General features: G+C 72.3%; 13 protein-coding genes. 7 read left to right on the forward strand and 6 right to left on the reverse strand.

Annotation, left to right across the window (positions count from 1 at the left end; genetic code table 11):
- Positions 1–21: 21 nt before the first annotated feature.
- Positions 22–528: a hypothetical protein gene (locus LCD33_RS20050; protein ID WP_224958012.1), complete on the forward strand. Its 507-nt coding sequence runs from the start codon at positions 22–24 to the stop codon at positions 526–528.
- 181 nt (positions 529–709) lie between these two features.
- On the opposite strand, the gene LCD33_RS20055 is transcribed toward LCD33_RS20050, so the two are convergent.
- Positions 710–1093: a sterol carrier family protein gene (locus LCD33_RS20055; RefSeq protein WP_224958013.1), complete on the reverse strand. Its 384-nt coding sequence runs from the start codon at positions 1091–1093 to the stop codon at positions 710–712.
- 199 nt (positions 1094–1292) lie between these two features.
- Here LCD33_RS20055 and LCD33_RS20060 point away from each other — a divergent pair, with 199 nt between their 5' ends.
- The gene (locus tag LCD33_RS20060) at positions 1293–2390 is read left to right on the forward strand and encodes a serine hydrolase (protein ID WP_224967709.1); all 1098 of its coding nucleotides are present in this window, start codon (positions 1293–1295) and stop codon (positions 2388–2390) included.
- 44 nt (positions 2391–2434) lie between these two features.
- Here the strand turns inward: LCD33_RS20060 and LCD33_RS20065 are convergent, their stop codons facing one another.
- The 3 genes from LCD33_RS20065 to LCD33_RS20075 all read right to left on the reverse strand — a co-directional run bounded on the left by LCD33_RS20065 (position 2435) and on the right by LCD33_RS20075 (position 5722).
- Positions 2435–3256: a DNA-binding response regulator gene (locus tag LCD33_RS20065; protein WP_224958015.1), complete on the reverse strand. Its 822-nt coding sequence runs from the start codon at positions 3254–3256 to the stop codon at positions 2435–2437.
- 264 nt (positions 3257–3520) lie between these two features.
- Positions 3521–4705 carry a S8 family peptidase gene (locus LCD33_RS20070; protein ID WP_224958017.1) on the reverse strand — a complete coding sequence of 395 codons (1185 nt, stop codon included), beginning with the start codon at positions 4703–4705 and terminating at the stop codon, positions 3521–3523.
- Between the two features lie 579 nt (positions 4706–5284).
- Entirely contained in the window at positions 5285–5722 is a 438-nt protein-coding gene (locus tag LCD33_RS20075) for a PRC-barrel domain-containing protein (RefSeq protein WP_224958019.1), read from the reverse strand.
- A gap of 338 nt (positions 5723–6060) precedes the next feature.
- Between LCD33_RS20075 and LCD33_RS20080 the strand changes: the two genes are divergently transcribed.
- The 3 genes from LCD33_RS20080 to LCD33_RS20090 all read left to right on the forward strand — a co-directional run bounded on the left by LCD33_RS20080 (position 6061) and on the right by LCD33_RS20090 (position 9632).
- A complete protein-coding gene (locus LCD33_RS20080) occupies positions 6061–6648 on the forward strand; it encodes a type VII secretion system-associated protein (RefSeq protein ID WP_224958021.1) in 588 nt (195 codons plus the stop codon).
- 69 nt (positions 6649–6717) lie between these two features.
- Positions 6718–8592 (forward strand): glycoside hydrolase family 15 protein, encoded by a 1875-nt coding sequence (locus LCD33_RS20085; RefSeq protein WP_224958023.1) that lies wholly within the window; start codon positions 6718–6720, stop codon positions 8590–8592.
- Positions 8589–9632: a glucose 1-dehydrogenase gene (locus LCD33_RS20090; RefSeq protein WP_224958025.1), complete on the forward strand. Its 1044-nt coding sequence runs from the start codon at positions 8589–8591 to the stop codon at positions 9630–9632. The genes LCD33_RS20085 and LCD33_RS20090 overlap by 4 nt, the downstream gene beginning before the upstream one ends.
- A 63-nt stretch (positions 9633–9695) precedes the next feature.
- Here the strand turns inward: LCD33_RS20090 and LCD33_RS20095 are convergent, their stop codons facing one another.
- Together LCD33_RS20095 and LCD33_RS20100 are read right to left on the reverse strand one after the other, a co-directional pair.
- Positions 9696–10358 (reverse strand): DUF4232 domain-containing protein, encoded by a 663-nt coding sequence (locus tag LCD33_RS20095; RefSeq protein ID WP_224967707.1) that lies wholly within the window; start codon positions 10356–10358, stop codon positions 9696–9698.
- Between the two features lie 177 nt (positions 10359–10535).
- A complete protein-coding gene (locus tag LCD33_RS20100) occupies positions 10536–12647 on the reverse strand; it encodes an EAL domain-containing protein (RefSeq protein WP_224958027.1) in 2112 nt (703 codons plus the stop codon).
- Positions 12648–13291: 644 nt separating this feature from the next.
- On the opposite strand from LCD33_RS20100, the gene LCD33_RS20105 reads away from it, so the two are divergent.
- Positions 13292–14011 (forward strand): lysozyme, encoded by a 720-nt coding sequence (locus LCD33_RS20105; RefSeq protein WP_224967705.1) that lies wholly within the window; start codon positions 13292–13294, stop codon positions 14009–14011.
- Positions 14012–14051: 40 nt separating this feature from the next.
- Positions 14052–15185, forward strand: a complete 1134-nt coding sequence (locus tag LCD33_RS20110) for a pentapeptide repeat-containing protein (protein ID WP_224958029.1) — start codon at positions 14052–14054, stop codon at positions 15183–15185.
- Positions 15186–15520: the final 335 nt, after the last annotated feature.

Genomic DNA, 15520 nt, shown 5'->3' on the forward strand with positions numbered 1-15520 from the left:
CCTGCGGCTAGAAACGTCGCCATGACCTCACGCAGCGACAGCGCCCGGGCCGAGCACATCGCCTCGGTGCTGCGCGAACGGATCTACGGCTCCATCGCCTGCCTGAGCACGCTGCTGGTGCTCGTGCGGCATCCCGGCGAGCACGTGGAGCCGTGGACGGCGGTGCTGGACGTGGTGGTGGCCACGGGCGGGCTGTGGGCGGCGAGCCTGCTCTCCGAGTACGTCGCGCACCTCGCCGTGCGGGAAGTGGTGGCGGAACCGCTGCACCCGGCGCGGATGCTGCGCACCTCCGGGCAGATCCTGCAGGCCGCGGTGCTGCCGGTGCTGCTGCTGGTCGGCTCGGCGCTGGGCCGGGTGCCGTTCGCGGTGGCGACGTGGACGAGCATCTGGTTCCTGGTCGCCACGATGGGCGTGTTCGCGGTGCTCGCGGTGCGGCGCACGCGGTTGCCGTGGTGGAAGCGCGCGGTGCTCGTCCTGGTTCTCATCGGGCTGGGCCTGCTGGTCGTGCTGCTGAAGTCGGCGCACTGACCGAGGACTCACTGGTGCTGCGGAGCACCGGGGTGGCGGGTTCTCCTCTTGCTCTGGTGGTCGCCGCTCAGCGGCTTCGCCGCTGACAGGGGAACGACCGAGGACCCGTCGGCAGGCTCACAGGCAGGCGGCGAGGTTCCGCCACCCCAGTGCTCCACAACAAGAGCCGGAAAGAATTCGGTCAAGACGCGCGGACCAGGGGGAGCCACGCGGTGAGGTCGGCCCGGGACCCGGAGGCGCTGACCCGGCCGTCCTCGACCGCGGTGGCGAAGTCCAGCTCACCGGTGGCCAGCAGCAGCCAGGTGCGCGGATCGGTCTCGATCACGTTCGGCGGGGTGCCGCGGGTGTGCTCGGGGCCTGCGACGCACTGCACGGCGGCGTACGGCGGCACCCGCACCTCGACGGTGCGGCCGGGCGCGATCTCCTCCAAGGTGCGCAGGCTCGACCGGACCGCGGCCGCGGTCTCCGCGCGCGCCGGGCGCCGCGCCTCGTCGGCCAGCCACGGGGCGACCGCGTCGATCGCCGCGCGCAGTTCGTGCGGGTCGACCCGCCGACGTGGAGGCATGCGGCCAGCTTAGGACTCGCCCGGAGCTCTTCCCGAGCCCGCACCGCTGGGCCGACCGGGCGAAACCCCGGCCGGTTCCGGCCGAACGCACCGGAGGCGCACCGCGCCGTCCCTAGGCTCCGGCTCTGCTGTCGGAGGGGGCGCACCGGACGGGCGCGGCCCCTGCTGGGGACGGCACCATCCGCTGAGGGGAACCGGAATGAGCAGCATTCGCACCGCACGCCGAGCGGCGCTCACCGCCGTGGTCGTCACCGCCCTGGTGGGCAGCACCGCCGCGCAGGCCGCGCCGCCGGACGTCCAGGACGTGCTCAACGCCTACCAGGCGCAGACCGGCCCGGGCGCCGGCGTGCACGGCGGGGACCCGGCCGGGAGCTGGGAGCTGAGCGCGGGCACCGCCCAGGTGGGCACCGCCCGGCCGCTGCGCTCCACCGACCACTTCCGCGCCTACAGCCAGACCAAGACATTCACCGCCACCACCGTCCTCCAGCTGGTCGACGAGGGCTCGGTCGAGCTCGACGCGCCGATCGAGCGCTACCTGCCCGGCGTGGTCGCGGGCGTCGGCTACGACGGCGGCGCCATCACGGTCCGGCACCTGCTGCAGCACACCAGCGGGGTCCCGGCCGGACTACCCGATCCGCGACCGGGGCCGGACGGGACCTACTCGTTGGAATCCCTGGTGCGCGCGGGGCTGAGCAGTCCGCCGGTGCACGAGCCCGGCGGGGAGTTCGTGTACGCCAACACGAACTACCTGGTGCTCGGCATGCTCATCGAGCGGATCACCGGCGAGCCGGTGGGCACCGCCCTCACCGAGCGGATCATCCGGCCGCTGGGGCTGGCGGACACCACGTACCCCGCGGCGGGCGACCGGTCCGTGCCGGAACCGCGGGTCAACGGGTACCGCGGCGGGCGGGTGCCGCCGTTCGACCTGTGGTTCGACGTCACGACGAACTCGGAGCCGTCCCGGTCCGCGACCTCCGGCGCGATCATCTCCACGCAGCGGGACCTGGTGCGGTTCTACCGGGCGCTGCTCGACGGCGAGCTCACCTCGCCCGCCGCGCTCGCCGAGATGAAGCGGACGGTGCCGATCCCGGAGGGCGGCGGCAACGCGGCCGGCCTCGGGCTGATCAGCAGGCCGCTGGCCTGCGGCGGGGCGGCCTGGGGGCACAGCGGTTCCGGCGAGGGCTACCTCTCGCTCACCGAGGTGACCGAGGACGGCGGGAACGCCTCGGTGCTGACCAACGCGCAGATCGACTCGCCGCTGCTGGCGGAGGTGACCGGTTCGGCGTTGTGCGGCTGATCCGCCGCGGCCCGTTCGCCGGACGCGGCGGGCGGGCCGTCCGGTCAGAGCCAGCCGAGCTTGACGGCCTGCATCCCCGCCTGGAACCGGGTTTCGACGCCGAGTCGGGCGATCAGTTCGCGCACCCGCCGGTGGGCGGTGCGGGCGCTGAAGCCCATCAGCCTGCCGATCGTGTCGTCGGTGGCGCCGGAGGCCAGCAGCGACAGGATCCAGCGCTCCTCCTCGGAGGGCTGGTCGTCGCCGACGAGCCGTTCCTGCTCGGAGGTGAACGGGGCGGCGAACCGCCACATGTCCTCGAAGATGCGCATCACCGCGACGAGCATGGCGGAACTGCGGATCACCACCGCGCTCTCGACCGTGTGCTCCGTGGTGGTCAGCGGCAGCAGCGCCACCTCGTTGTCCACCACGATCATCTTCGTCGGCGCCACGTGCACCACGCGGGCCTGTTCGCCGAGCGCCACCAGCCGCGAGGTCAGCTCCAGCTGCGGGGAGCGGGCGAGCGCCGAGCGGTCGTAGAGCACCTGGTAGGCGACGCCCTCGGCGAGCTTGCGGGATTCCAGCGAGTCCAGCGATCCGGTGGCGGCGTAGGGCGGTTTCGCGACGCCCTGCACGAGTTCGGTGGCGCTGCGCTGGAGTTCGTAGGCGGCCCAGCCGACGCGGCGGGCCCCGTGCACGACCTGGAGCACTCCGCCCGAGCCGCCCGCCTGGGCCTTGGCCGCGTGGGCGACGGAAACGACGGCTTCGCGCGCTTCGACCTGGGAGCGCACCGCGCGTTCCGCGTCGGTCGCCGCGGGCCTGGTCCGGCCGGGCAGCTCCGACGTGGTCGGTTGTGCGCGCTCAGGCGCCTCGGTGTATCCGGATAACACGGCACACCCCTTCGTGACGTGCCTTCGCGGGCGGGGCCCAGTCGATCTTGGTCTGGACCAGTTCCGCGAGAGGCAGCGAGCGGCCCCCTCGATCGATACCGTAACCAGCTTGAGATCGTCCCGGGAACCCACTTTTGCCGTAGGGCACCGCTCAACCTTTGTCGAACACCATTCGGCGGTCGCGGCCCCTCCGCTGAACGTGCCAACCCGCGGCGCGCACCGGTCCCCGCCTCCGGCGCGGCGGCGGGGACCGGTCCGATCAACTCACAGCTCGCCGGTCTGCAGCAGGTCGGCGATCGTGCCGGACGGGGCGCCGCCGATGACGTCCGCCGACGCGGAACCCTGCAACCCGCTGATCACGTCCGCGGGCGCGGCGCCCGCGTTCGCCGCCAGGTGCAGCGCCGCGACCCCGGCCACGTGCGGGCTGGCCATCGAGGTGCCGCTGAACGTCGCGGTCCCGCCACCGGGCGCGAGCGACACGATGTCCACGCCGGGGGCGTAGCCCTCGACGGTGGCGCCGAAGTTGGTGAACTCGGCGGAGGCGTCGGTCTCGTCGGAGGCCGCCGTGGTGAACACGCCCTCCGCGCTGGCCGGGGAGACGTTCTCGGCGTCCTGCGCCTCGTTGCCCGCCGCGACCGCCAGGAACACGCCCTCGTCGACCAGGCCCGTGGCGGCCTCGTTGAGCGCCGGATCCTTGCTGCCGCCCAGCGACAGGTTCGCCACCGCGGGACCGTCGGCGTCCTGGGCGACCCAGTCCAGCCCGGCGATGATGTCCGCGGTGGTGCCGCTGCCGTTGTCGTCGAGGACCTTCACCCCGACCAGGTCGGCGCCCTTGGCCACGCCGTAGGTCGCGGACCCGATGGTGCCCGCCACGTGGGTGCCGTGGCCGTGCCCGTCGGCACCGTCGCCGCCGGTCGCGTCGAAGCCGATCGACGCGCGGCCCTCGAAGTCCGGGTGGGTCGGGTCGATGCCGGTGTCGACGATGTAGGCCGTCACGCCCGCACCGGTGCCGTTCGGCGCGTAGTTCCCGTCGAGCGGCAGGTTCGGCTGGTCCAACCGGTCCAGGCCCCACGAACCGACCTCGGCGGGCCGCTGCGGCTGCTCGACCTGGATGCGGAAGTTCTGCGACACGCCTTCCACGTCGTGGCTCGCGCGCACCGCCCGCAGCTGCTCGGGGGTCAGCTCCGCGGAGAACCCGGTCAGGCTGTGCGTGTAGAGGTGGTCGGTGCGCACGCCGAGCTCGGCGGCGACCGCGGCCGGGTCCTGCCCGTCCTGGAGATCGACGACGTAGGAGTCGGCGGCGCCGTCCGCGGACAGCACCGCCGCTTCGGGGTGCAAGGTCAGCGGGGCGAGCGTCGGCGCCGCGAACGCCGGGGCACCGGCGAACACGAGCGCGGCGGCGGTGATTCCCGCTCCGGCCATCCTGCTTCGGGAGAGCATTTTCGTCATGGTCCCTCTTCCTTCAGCGCCGCCCGGGTGAGGCCGAACGGCGATCTGATGGTGCAAAACGGAACGTAAGCCACGGGGACAAGCGGATTTGCGCACTTGGCGATTAGTGGTCAAACCCTTGCGCGGACGTGGGAGCACCATTCAACGACGCAGGCCGGAAAATCGTCAACACCCTTCCTACCTGCGACTTCAACGCCTGTTCGACACTCAGCGCACCGCATTCGCCATTTCCCCGAATTGGTTCGCAAGACTGGCGGCGCACCGGCGAGCGGATGAGCCGGCGAGCACGCAGCGCGCAGAATGGGCGGCGGGGAGCGGCCCGTTCACCCCGATGGCGGCACGAATCGGTCCCCGGCGGCGGTCCCGAAAAGGAGATCCCCCGCTCGTTGCGCCATTCGGGGAGGCCTCGGAAGAATGCGCTGCGCGGTCCCGGGAACGGAGTGCATTTCCCAGCGGGTGGACGCGTCACACCTCGGATCGCGCCGGGATGGCGCCGGGATGGCGCCGGGATGGCGCCGGGAACGCGCCCGGAACCGCACCGGATCCGCTCCGGAACCGCACCGGGATCGCGCCCGGGGATCAGGTCGCGGCGACCCAGCGGCGGAGCTTGAGCCGCACCGCCTCCACGTACTCCTGCGGCAGCTCGCCCTCCGCGACGACCTGGTCCGCGTCCGGCGCGGCCGGTTCGGCGGGTGCCACCCCGTACTCCAGGCCGTAGTACAGGTACAGCGCGTGCTCCTGCTCCAGCAGCAGGTCGCCGTCGTCGAGCCGCACGTGCGGCGCGTGGCGCACCGTGTCCTTGAGCACCGAGACGGTGAGCGTGTCCCCGTCGAACGCGGCGCCCTCCAGCGGGACGAAGCTCTCGTTGGTGCCGAACAGGCCGGTCTGCACGGTGATCCACGCGGGTTGTTCGGTGGTCTCGTCGAGGAACAGCTGCCCGACGATGCCGATGCGGTGCCCCGCCGGGTCGAAGACCTCGCACCCGAACAGGTGCAGTGCTTCCCGCTGACCGATCATGCCGACCGCCTCCCCGAACTCGCCGCCCGCCCAGTCTGCCCCGCCCGCGACCGGACCGGCACCTCGGAAAGATCGATCCGCGACCAGCGTCACCGGTCCCGGAACATCGCCGGAACCCCTTGCCGCGGCGGCGAATCCGTGATCGGCCACCGCGCGACCCGGCACCGTCCTGCCGGGATGGACGGACCCGCCAGGTGATCCACCCGGCACCGGCCGGTAGAACTGGGAGGCTCGATGGGTACACCTCGCACGGGCGAGGAACCCGCGGGATCGGCGACGATCGCGCCGGCCGCGTCCGGTCGAGCTCCACCACCCAGCCGACGAAGGACGCCAGCGCCATGTCAGAGCAACCCGACCGCCCCGGACCGCCGCCGATCACCGACGAGATGCGGGAGCAGGCCAGGCAGACTCCGAACAGCTGGCTCTACATCGTCGACCCCGGCTACCAGGAGTCCGGGGACGACGTGCCGCCGGAAGGCGTCGTGGGCGCCTTCCACATCGACGCGGACGGCGAGATCGACCCGGAGTTCCAGTACAACGACGAGTACGAGCCCTCGGATCTCACCTTCGCGCTGCCCGAACCGGTGAACGAGCTGGAGCGGGTGCTGCACCGCATCGCCACCGGCGAGGCCCCCGACACCGAGCTGGCGCCCGCGGTGCTCGCCGCCGACGTGCTGCTCTACGACCCGGAGGACGGCGCGGGCGAACCGGCCGTCTACGTCGCCGAGCTGGACGACGGCAGCCAGCTGGTCCCCGCCTGCACCTCGGCGGAGCGGGTGCCGGAGAGCTGGCCCGGTTCCCGCCGCGTGGCCGGGGGCGACCTGCCCGCGCTGCTGGACGGCCTGGACCTGGGGCTGAACCTGGACGACGCGGTGCGCGCCGTCATCCCGCACCACGTCCTCGTGGACACGGCGGCCCCCAACTGACCACCCGCCCCGGGACGACCGCCGCCGCGGAGGTGGTCGTCCGGGGCGTCGATGCCTAGCCTCGGCCAGGTGAGCGATCAACCCGTCGGCCCGCCCGGCCCCATCGAGCACTACGCCCTGCTGTCCGATCTGCGCACCGCGGCGCTCGTGGGCGTCGACGGTTCGGTGGACTGGCTGTGCCTGCCGCGCTTCGACTCGCCGTCCTGCTTCAGCCGCCTGCTCGGCGACGGCCGCGACGGGCACTGGCAGATCGTCCCGGACGAACCGGTGCGCGAGGTGCGGCGCCGCTACCGGGACAACTCGCTGGTGCTGGAGACCGAGTTCCACACCGACGGCGGCGTGCTCCGGCTGGTCGACAGCATGCCGCCGCACGAGAAGAACCAGCACGACCCGCCGTGTCTGGTGCGGATGGTGGAGGGCGTCTCCGGCGAGGTCGACGTGCGGCTGCGCTGGATCGTGCGCTTCGCCTACGGCGACTCGGTGCCGTGGGTGCGGCACGTGCGGCAGGCCGAGCCGGAACCCGACGAGTACATCCTGGCGATCGCCGGCCCGCACACCGCGGTGCTGCGCGGTGACCTGCTGCCGCAGCGGGTTCCGCACGAGCGCGCCCACGAGCTGGTGTTCACCGTGAGCGAGGGGCAGCGCCGCTCGTGGGTGATGCAGTGGTCCAGCGACCACGAGACGGTCCCGCCGCCGATGGATCCGGTGCAGGAGACGCAGGACAGCGCGGACTTCTGGCACGAATGGACCGAGAAGATCGACTACTCCGGCCCGCACGCGGCGGCCGTGTACCGGTCGCTGGCCACGCTCAAGGCGCTCACCTACGCCCCCACCGGCGGCATCATCGCCGCCCCCACCACCTCGCTGCCGGAGGCGTTCGGCGGCAACCGGAACTGGGACTACCGCTACTGCTGGCTGCGGGACGCGACGCTGGTGCTGCTGGCGCTGGACAACTTCGGCTGCTCCGCGGAGGCGGCGGCGTGGCGGCGCTGGCTGGTGCGCGCCGTGGCGGGCGATCCGGCGGGCGTGCAGATCATGTACGGCGTGGACGGAGAGCGGCACCTGCTGGAGTGGGAGGTGGACTGGCTCGCCGGCTACCAGGGCGCGCAGCCGGTGCGCGTCGGCAACGGCGCGTTCCGCCAGCAGCAGCTCGACGTGTACGGCGAGGTGATGGACGCGCTGCACCTGGCCCGGGAGCGCGGGGTCGCGGAGAACGCCGACACCTGGGCGTTGCAGCGCGGGATGCTCCGGCACCTGGCGACGATCTGGCAGCAGCCGGACAAGGGCCTGTGGGAGGTGCGCGGACCGGACCGGCACTTCACCCATTCCCGGGTGATGGTGTGGGTGGCGTTCGACCGCGCCGTGCGGGCCGCCGAGGAGGACGGGCTGCCGGGCCCGGTGGAGCACTGGCGGGAGCTGCGCGACGAGGTGCACGCGGAGGTGCTGGCCAAGGGCTGGAACCCGGAGCTGGGCGCGTTCACCCAGTACTACGGCGGGACCACGGTGGACGCGGCGACGCTGCTCATCCCCTCGGTGGGCTTCCTGCCCGGCGACGACGAACGGGTGCGCAGCACGATCCGGGTGGTGGAGCGGGAGCTGCGCCGCGGCGTGCTGGTGGACCGGTACACGACGGGCGAGGACACCAACGAGGTCGACGGGCTCAGCGGCCGCGAGGGCTCGTTCCTGGCGTGCTCGTTCTGGCTGGTGGACGCGCTGGCGTTGAGCGGGCGGCGGGACGAGGCGGTGGCCATGTTCGACGAGCTCGTGGCGCTCGCCAACGACGTGGGGCTGTACGCCGAGGAGTTCGACGTCCACTCCGGACGGTTCACCGGGAACTTCCCGCAGGCGTTCAGCCACTTGGCGCTGGTCAATTCGGCCGCGGTCCTCCACGGCGGGCACACTCGGGGCGAGTCGAGCAGGCGCAACGGGAAGGATTCGCGGTGAAGGCGGCGACGGTGGTACCGGGAGAACCGGATTCGGTTGCGGTCTCCGAACTCCCGGAGCCCACGCCGGGCCCGGGCGAACTGCTGGTGGACGGCCTGCTGGTCGGGTCGTGCGCGACGGACCACGACGTGGCGCACGCGTCGCACGGGGCGCTGCCGCCCGGCCGGGACCGGATGGTGCTGTTCCACGAATCGCTGGGCCGGGTGCGGTACGCGCCCGCGATCAGCGGGTTCAGCGAGGGCGACCTGGTGGTGGGCGTGGTGCGCCGCCCCGACCCGCACCCGTGCCCGGCGTGCGCGGCGGGCCAGTGGGACTTCTGCCTGAACGGCGAGTTCACCGAGTGCGGCATCAAGGAGCTGGACGGGTTCGGCGCGCAGCGCTGGACCATCGAACCCCGCTTCGCGATCAAGGTGCCCGCCCGGTTGGGCGACCGCGGGGTGCTGACCGAACCGGCATCGGTGGTGGCGAAGGCGTGGGAGCAGGCCGAGCTGATCGGCCGCCGCGCCTACTACGCGCCGCGGCACGCGCTGGTCACCGGCGCGGGGGCGATCGGGCTGCTGGGGGCGCTGCTGGGCGTGCAGCGCGGGCTGGACGTGCACGTGCTGGACCAGGTGACCGACGGGCCGAAGCCGGAGCTGGTGCGGCGGCTGGGCGCGACGTACCACACCTCGATGGACGACCTGGGCTGCGAACCGGACGTGGTGATCGAGGCGACCGGCGCCGGCGAGGTGGTGTTCGAGGTGCTGCGCCGCACCGCGCGGAACGCGATCACGGTGCTCACCGGCATCGCCGGGCACGACCGGACGCTGCCGGTCCCGGCCGGCGCGATCAACGACGAGCTGGTGCTGGACAACGACGTGGTGGTGGGCAGCGTGAACGCGAACCTGCGGCACTACCAGCAGGCGGTGCGGTCGCTGTCCGACGCGGACCAGGACTGGCTGGCCGACCTGATCACCCGCCGGGTTCCGCTGGACGACTGGCCGCAGGCCCTGGACCGGAAGCCGGACGACGTGAAACCGGTGGTCGACCTGCAGGTCTGACCCCGGGAACGCGACGAGCCCGCGCCGACCTCCGGCGCGGGCTCGCGGTGTTCGCGGTGCGGATCAGAACGCGACGACGCCCTGCGGCGACGACTGGAGGGTGCCGATCTGCATGCTCTTGACCGCCATCTCCAGGGTGCCGCTCTCGCCGTTGAGGTCCTTCACGTCGACGTTCGCCTCGCCCTGCATGTCGGTGGGCTCGGCGGTGAAGCCGGAGGCGACCTGGGCGTCCGGGTCGGACTTCTCGGCGCTCACGATCTTTACGCCGGAGAAGGCGCTCTTGCCGGGCTCCAGGGTGAGGTTCTGGTCCGGGCCGGGCTCGTTGACGTTCTCGGAGGGCGCTTCGATCTTCTCGCCGGCCATGTTGGTCGGCGTGACGTCGGCCCAGCCGCCGAGCTCGCAGGACTTGTCGGAGGTGTTCTCCATCTGGAGCAGGAACATCTTGGTGCTGCCCGCGTCGGAGGGCTGCGCCTGCATGGTGAACGTGAAGTCGTCCGCCGAGCAGTTGGAGGCGGAGATGTCGTCGTGCGTGCCGCTGGCGTGGTCGTCGGTGGGGGCGAGGTCGGAGCCCATGCCCTCCTGCCCGGCCGAAGGCGCGAGGTCGGACCCCATGCCTTCCTGGCCCACCGCGGAGTTCGACGCCGCCGGGCCGCCGCAACCGGCGAGCAGCAGCGCACCGCCGACCAGTGCCGCCGCCGTGGTAGCCGTACGAGTCCGCTTCAACATCAGTTCGAACCTTCCCCTCGGGTGTGCGCCGGTGTCCCCCCGCGCTTCTCTACTCGTAAGACGTCCACCCGCTCGGCGAGTTGCGCATCCGATCGAAAAAATTCGAATCACCCGGCGAACTTCTCGGTTCGCGCAGGTGAGCGGCCCGGACCGGCCGAAGAGGACGGTGCGGAACCGTCACACGTGGTCGGCGATGAACGCTCGGATGCGCTCCGGGGAGCACGGGCGGGCGAAGAAGTAGCCCTGCCCGGTCTCGCAGCCGATCTCCGCCATCCGCCGCGCCTGGGCGTGCGTCTCGACGCCTTCGGCGGTGACGGTGAGCCCGAGGGTGTGCGCGAGGTCCACGAGGGTGCCGACGATGCGGGCGTCCACCGGATCGGCCTTCTCCGGGTCGCGCAGCCCGGACATGAACGAACCGGCGATCTTCAGCTCGTGCACCGGCAGGTGCCGCAGGTAGGCGAGGTTCGAGTAACCGGTGCCGAAGTCGTCGATGGCGATCCGCACGCCCATCTTCGTCAGCGCCCACAGCGTTTCGATGGGTTCGTCGGCGGTGCCCATCACCGCGCTCTCGGTGAGCTCCAGCTGCAGCCGGGACGGGTCGAGGTCGGTCTCGCGCAGGATCGTCTCCACGTCGGAGGCGAGGTTGGGGTCGCGGGACTGCCGCACGGCGAGGTTGACGCTGACGAACGGGGCCGCGTCGCCGAACTCGTCCTGCCACTCCTTCGCCTGCTTGCACGCCTGCCGCAGCACCCAGCGGCCCAGCGGCACGATCAGCCCGGTCTCCTCGGCGAGCGCGATGAACCGGTCCGGGCCGAGCCTGCCGAGGTCGGGGTGCCACCAGCGGGCGAGGGCTTCGACGCCGACGACGCCGTACTCGCGCAGCCCCACCAGCGGCTGGTACTCGACGTAGAACTCCTCGCGCTCCAGCGCGGCGGGCATGGTCGCCGACAGCCGGTACTGGGCGACTTCGGTGGCGTTGCGGTCCGGGTCGAACAACGCCCACTGGCCTTTGCCCTCGGCCTTGGCCCAGTACAGCGTGACGTCGGCGTCGCGCATGAGCTCGGCGGCGCTCTGGCCGTGCACGGGGCGTTCGACGATGCCGATGCTGGCGGAGACGGACAGCTCGTGGCCACCGATGCGGATGGGCTCGACGAGGGCGTCGAGGATCTCGTCGGCGATCTCGATGGCCTGCTCGGTGCTCGCGGAGTCCTCGATGAGGATGACGAACTCGTCGCCGCCCATCCGAGCGACCAGGCGGTCCTCGCCGTGCACGGACATCGCGAGCCGCTCGGACACCGCGACGAGCAGGTCGTCGCCGACGTGGTGGCCGAGGCTGTCGTTGATGACCTTGAACCCGTCCAGGTCCATGTAGCAGAGCGCGACCCGCTCGCCGTCCTGCCTGGTGCGCATCGCGGAGGTCAGCCGCTCCATGAACAGCGCCCGGTTCGGCAGCCCGGTCAGCGGGTCGTGCATCGCCTGGTGGCGCAGCCGGTCCTGGAGGAGCTTGCGGTCGGTGACGTCCTCGATCATCGCGACCTGGTACAGCGGCATGCCGTCCTCACCGCGCACCAGCGAGACGATCACGTCGGTCCAGGCGCGGCCGCCGTCGGGGCGGGTGAACTGCTTCTCCACCCGGTACTGGTCGCGCTCGCCGCGGACGAGCTCCTCGTAGAGCCGCCAGAAGCCCTCGGAGTCGGCGGGGTGCAGCAGGTCGTGCGTGGTCATCCGCTTCAGCTCCTCGGTGGGGCGCCCGAGGATGCGCCGCAGCGAGGAGTTGACCTCCAGGACCTGCCCGGCCATGTCCGCGATGCAGATGCCGATGGCGGCTTCGGCGAAGATCGCCCGGAACCGGGCCTCGCTGGTGCGCAGGGCCTGTTCGACGGCGTCGCGCGCGTCGAGCACGGCCTGCCGGATGGCTTCCTGCTCGTCGAGGGTGCGCTTGCGGGCGGCCTGGACGAACCCGGTGCACAGCGAGCCCTGCAGCGCGGCGATGCGCCGCCGCCAGCCGGGCCCGTCGTCGAGATGCAGCACGTCGAGGAACTGGTCGCCGATCAGGTCGATGGTGCGGGCGAGCGAGTCGGCGCTGGTGAAGTGCACGGCCACCAGGTCGTCGCCGACGTCCTGCGCGGCGGCCGGGTCGAACGGGTCGGAGAGCAGCGATTCGACCAGGCGCTCGGTGTAGCCGAGCAGGCGGCCTTCGACTTCGGCGCTGGTCATGGGCACGTAGCTGGTGCCCATCAAGGTCTGCGCCCAGACCGCCGCGAACCGCCTGCGGTCCGTTCTGCTCACCGCCGGCTCCGTTTCCCGGGTGTTCGGGACCGGCGTGGTCCACCCCGTCATTCCCGTGGCGCCCCTCCACTCGTGCGTCGTCGGTTCGCCCCCTCGGCCGTGGCCCGCCGGTCAGGTGCCCCGATTGCGCCCGGTGCCCGGTTCGTCCTTCGGTGGCCCGGTTGTGCCTGGTGAAGCGGGTCCCCGGAGCATACGACCGGTGGCGCTGAGCGGTCGAACCCGCATTCCCGCCCACCCAGGGTAGCCATCCGTGTCGATCCGGCAGGCCAGCAGGCCCGGCGACGGGCCGGGCCGAGGTGCCGTTCACCCGACGGTCGGGTCGGGAGCGGTCAAAACATGCGGATTCCCCTCACTCCGGCTGAGATGTCGCTCGACGTGACCGCGGCGTCCGGATTGCGCCATTCCGGTCATTCACCCACGTTCGCGCTGCGAAAGCTGAAAAACATTCGCCACACTTTCGGGCTAGGCGGACGCCCGACCCCGACACCGGCTTCGACTCTTCGAGAGGGCCACCTTCGATGACGCATTCGAGTGGACGCGCTCGCCGGCGCGGCCTGATCTCCCTACTCTCGATCACCTGGGCGTGCGCGCTGCTCGCGATCCCCGCGCACGCCGGCACATCCCCTCTCCGATCGGAGGAAGCGATGAGCACCCAGGCCGACAAGCCGGCGACCGACCACGCGATGGGCTCCCAGATCCGCAAGCACGAAGGCGGCGACGAGACCCGCGGCGCGCCAGACAAGTCCCCGCTCGCCACCGTCGAGGGCATCGACGTCAGCGGGCACCAGCAGAACGTGGACTGGCCCGCGTACTGGGGCCAGGGCAAGCGGTTCGCGTTCGTGAAGGCCACCGAGGGCACCACTTACCGGAACCCGTACTTCGCCCAGCAGTACAACGGGTCCTACGACGTCGGCATGATCCGCGGCGCCTACCACTTCGCGCTGCCGGACGTCTCCAGCGGCGCGGCGCAGGCGAACTTCTTCGTCGACCACGGCGGCGGCTGGTCGCCCGACGGCAAGACGCTGCCCGGCGCGCTGGACGTGGAGTACAACCCGTACGGCGACACCTGCTACGGGCACTCGCAGGGCTCGATGACCGCGTGGATCAAGGACTTCTCCGACACGTACTTCCACCGCACCGGCCGGTACCCGGTGATCTACACCAGCACGAACTGGTGGAACCAGTGCGCGCGCGGCGACTTCAGCTCGACGAGCCCGCTGTGGGTCGCGCGCTACGCGGGCAGCGTGGGAGCGCTGCCGTACGGCTGGGGCTTCCACACGTTCTGGCAGTACAGCTCGACGCCGATCGACCAGAACGCGTTCAACGGCGCCTACTCCCAGCTCGAAGCCATCGCTCGCGGCTGATCCGGCCCCGCCGGGAGCCGCCGGCTGCGAAGATCGCCCCGTGGACGAGTGGGGGACGCGGCGGCTGCGCCGGGCGGGACTGGCCGGGACGATCGTCGTGGCGGTGTTCGTGCTGTGCGGGGTCAGCACCGCGCTGCTGGTGTTCGACCCCCGCAGCACCGGCGCCGACGCCCTCCGCACCGGCGGACTCGCCGCCGGATCCGTCGTCGCCCTCTACGCCCTCTGGCTCAACGACCGCCGACGCCGCGTCGAGGAACGCCGCCAGGAACTCGACCAGCAGCGCCAGGAGCTCGACCGGGAGCGCTACGACCTGGAGCGCAGGCGGCAGGAGCTGGAGGACCGCCGCACCGGCCACGACCGGGACCGCGCCGACGACGAGCGCTTCGCCCGCGCCGTGGAGCTGCTCGGGCACGACGCCGACCAGGTCCGGGTCGGCGCGATGCACTCGCTGGCCGCTCTCGCCCGCACCAGGCCGCAGTACGCGCAGACCGTGCTGGACGTGCTGTGCTCCTACCTGCGCAGGCCGTTCGACCATCCGAAGTGGACTCTCCCGGAACTGCTGCCGGGCGGCGACCTCCCCGAGATCGCACCGGAGCTGGAGCGGGAGCGGCACGCGCGGCAGACCGCGCAGCGGCTCGTCGTCGCACTGCTGCCGCACCGGGACGACCCGGACGCACCGATCCACGACCTGGACCTGACCCGCGCCTGGCTGGAGCGGTTCTCCCTCGAAGACCGCATCGTCGGGCGCATCGCCGCCTACCGCTGCCGCTTCCGGCACACCACGGTCTTCAGCGGTGCGGTGTTCCGCGGCGGCGTGCACCTGCGGGACTCGGTGTTCCTCGGGCGGATCCGGGCCACCGACGTCGAGTTCGCGGGGCCGGTGGAGCTGCGCGGCGCTCGGACCGTCGCACCCTGCGACTTCGCCCGGTCGGTGTTCCGCGGATCGGTGGACTGCAAGCGGCTCACGGGCGAGCAGCGGTGGTACGTGCGCGACGCCCGCTTCGACGGGGCGGTGGACCTGCGGTCGGCGCGGCTGATCGGCGGCCTGGACCTCGGCGGCACCGCCCCGCCCGTCGAACTGCGCGCCGAGGAGTCCCGGGTCGCCCCCGTCTCCCACCTCAACGGCTGGGACCTGACGGCCTCCCCCGAGCAGCCACCGCGCGCCGGGTCGTGACAGCGGACCGGCAGGACTCGCGAGGAGCCTCGCGGTTCCACCGGGGCCCACCCGCGGGGGCGGCCCACGTCGAGTCGGGGGAGTGCCGTGCCGGGACCATCGCGCCGTTACGCACTCCGCAGCGGGCCCTACGCTGCTCGGGGTGATCAAGCGGGCGCTCGCCGACGAGTCGTTCCACGAAGCCACCTCGGGCGGGTTCTAGGTGGCCCCGCGGCCGAACGAGCCGTGCGGTAGGGGTGAGCGGGGGGGCCCCCGGGGGGGGCCCCCCCCCCCCCCCCCCCCGGGGGCGGGGCCGGGGGGGGGTTTAGGGGCCCCCGCCCCCGGGGGGGCCGCCC

This window comes from Saccharopolyspora sp. 7B, assembly GCF_020177435.1.
In the GTDB taxonomy this organism is placed as follows: Bacteria; Actinomycetota; Actinomycetes; order Mycobacteriales; family Pseudonocardiaceae; genus Saccharopolyspora_C; species Saccharopolyspora_C gregorii.

Coding starts and splice junctions, on each gene's coding strand:
- LCD33_RS20075 (WP_224958019.1), bottom strand. CDS start 5,722: ATGATCGGTCAGCGGGAAGCACTGCACCTGTTCGGGTGCGAGGTCTTC.
- LCD33_RS20070 (WP_224958017.1), bottom strand. CDS start 4,705: ATGACGAAAATGCTCTCCCGAAGCAGGATGGCCGGAGCGGGAATCACC.
- LCD33_RS20080 (WP_224958021.1), top strand. CDS start 6,061: ATGTCAGAGCAACCCGACCGCCCCGGACCGCCGCCGATCACCGACGAG.
- LCD33_RS20050 (WP_224958012.1), top strand. CDS start 22: ATGACCTCACGCAGCGACAGCGCCCGGGCCGAGCACATCGCCTCGGTG.
- LCD33_RS20055 (WP_224958013.1), bottom strand. CDS start 1,093: ATGCCTCCACGTCGGCGGGTCGACCCGCACGAACTGCGCGCGGCGATC.
- LCD33_RS20105 (WP_224967705.1), top strand. CDS start 13,292: ATGAGCACCCAGGCCGACAAGCCGGCGACCGACCACGCGATGGGCTCC.
- LCD33_RS20060 (WP_224967709.1), top strand. CDS start 1,293: ATGAGCAGCATTCGCACCGCACGCCGAGCGGCGCTCACCGCCGTGGTC.
- LCD33_RS20095 (WP_224967707.1), bottom strand. CDS start 10,358: ATGTTGAAGCGGACTCGTACGGCTACCACGGCGGCGGCACTGGTCGGC.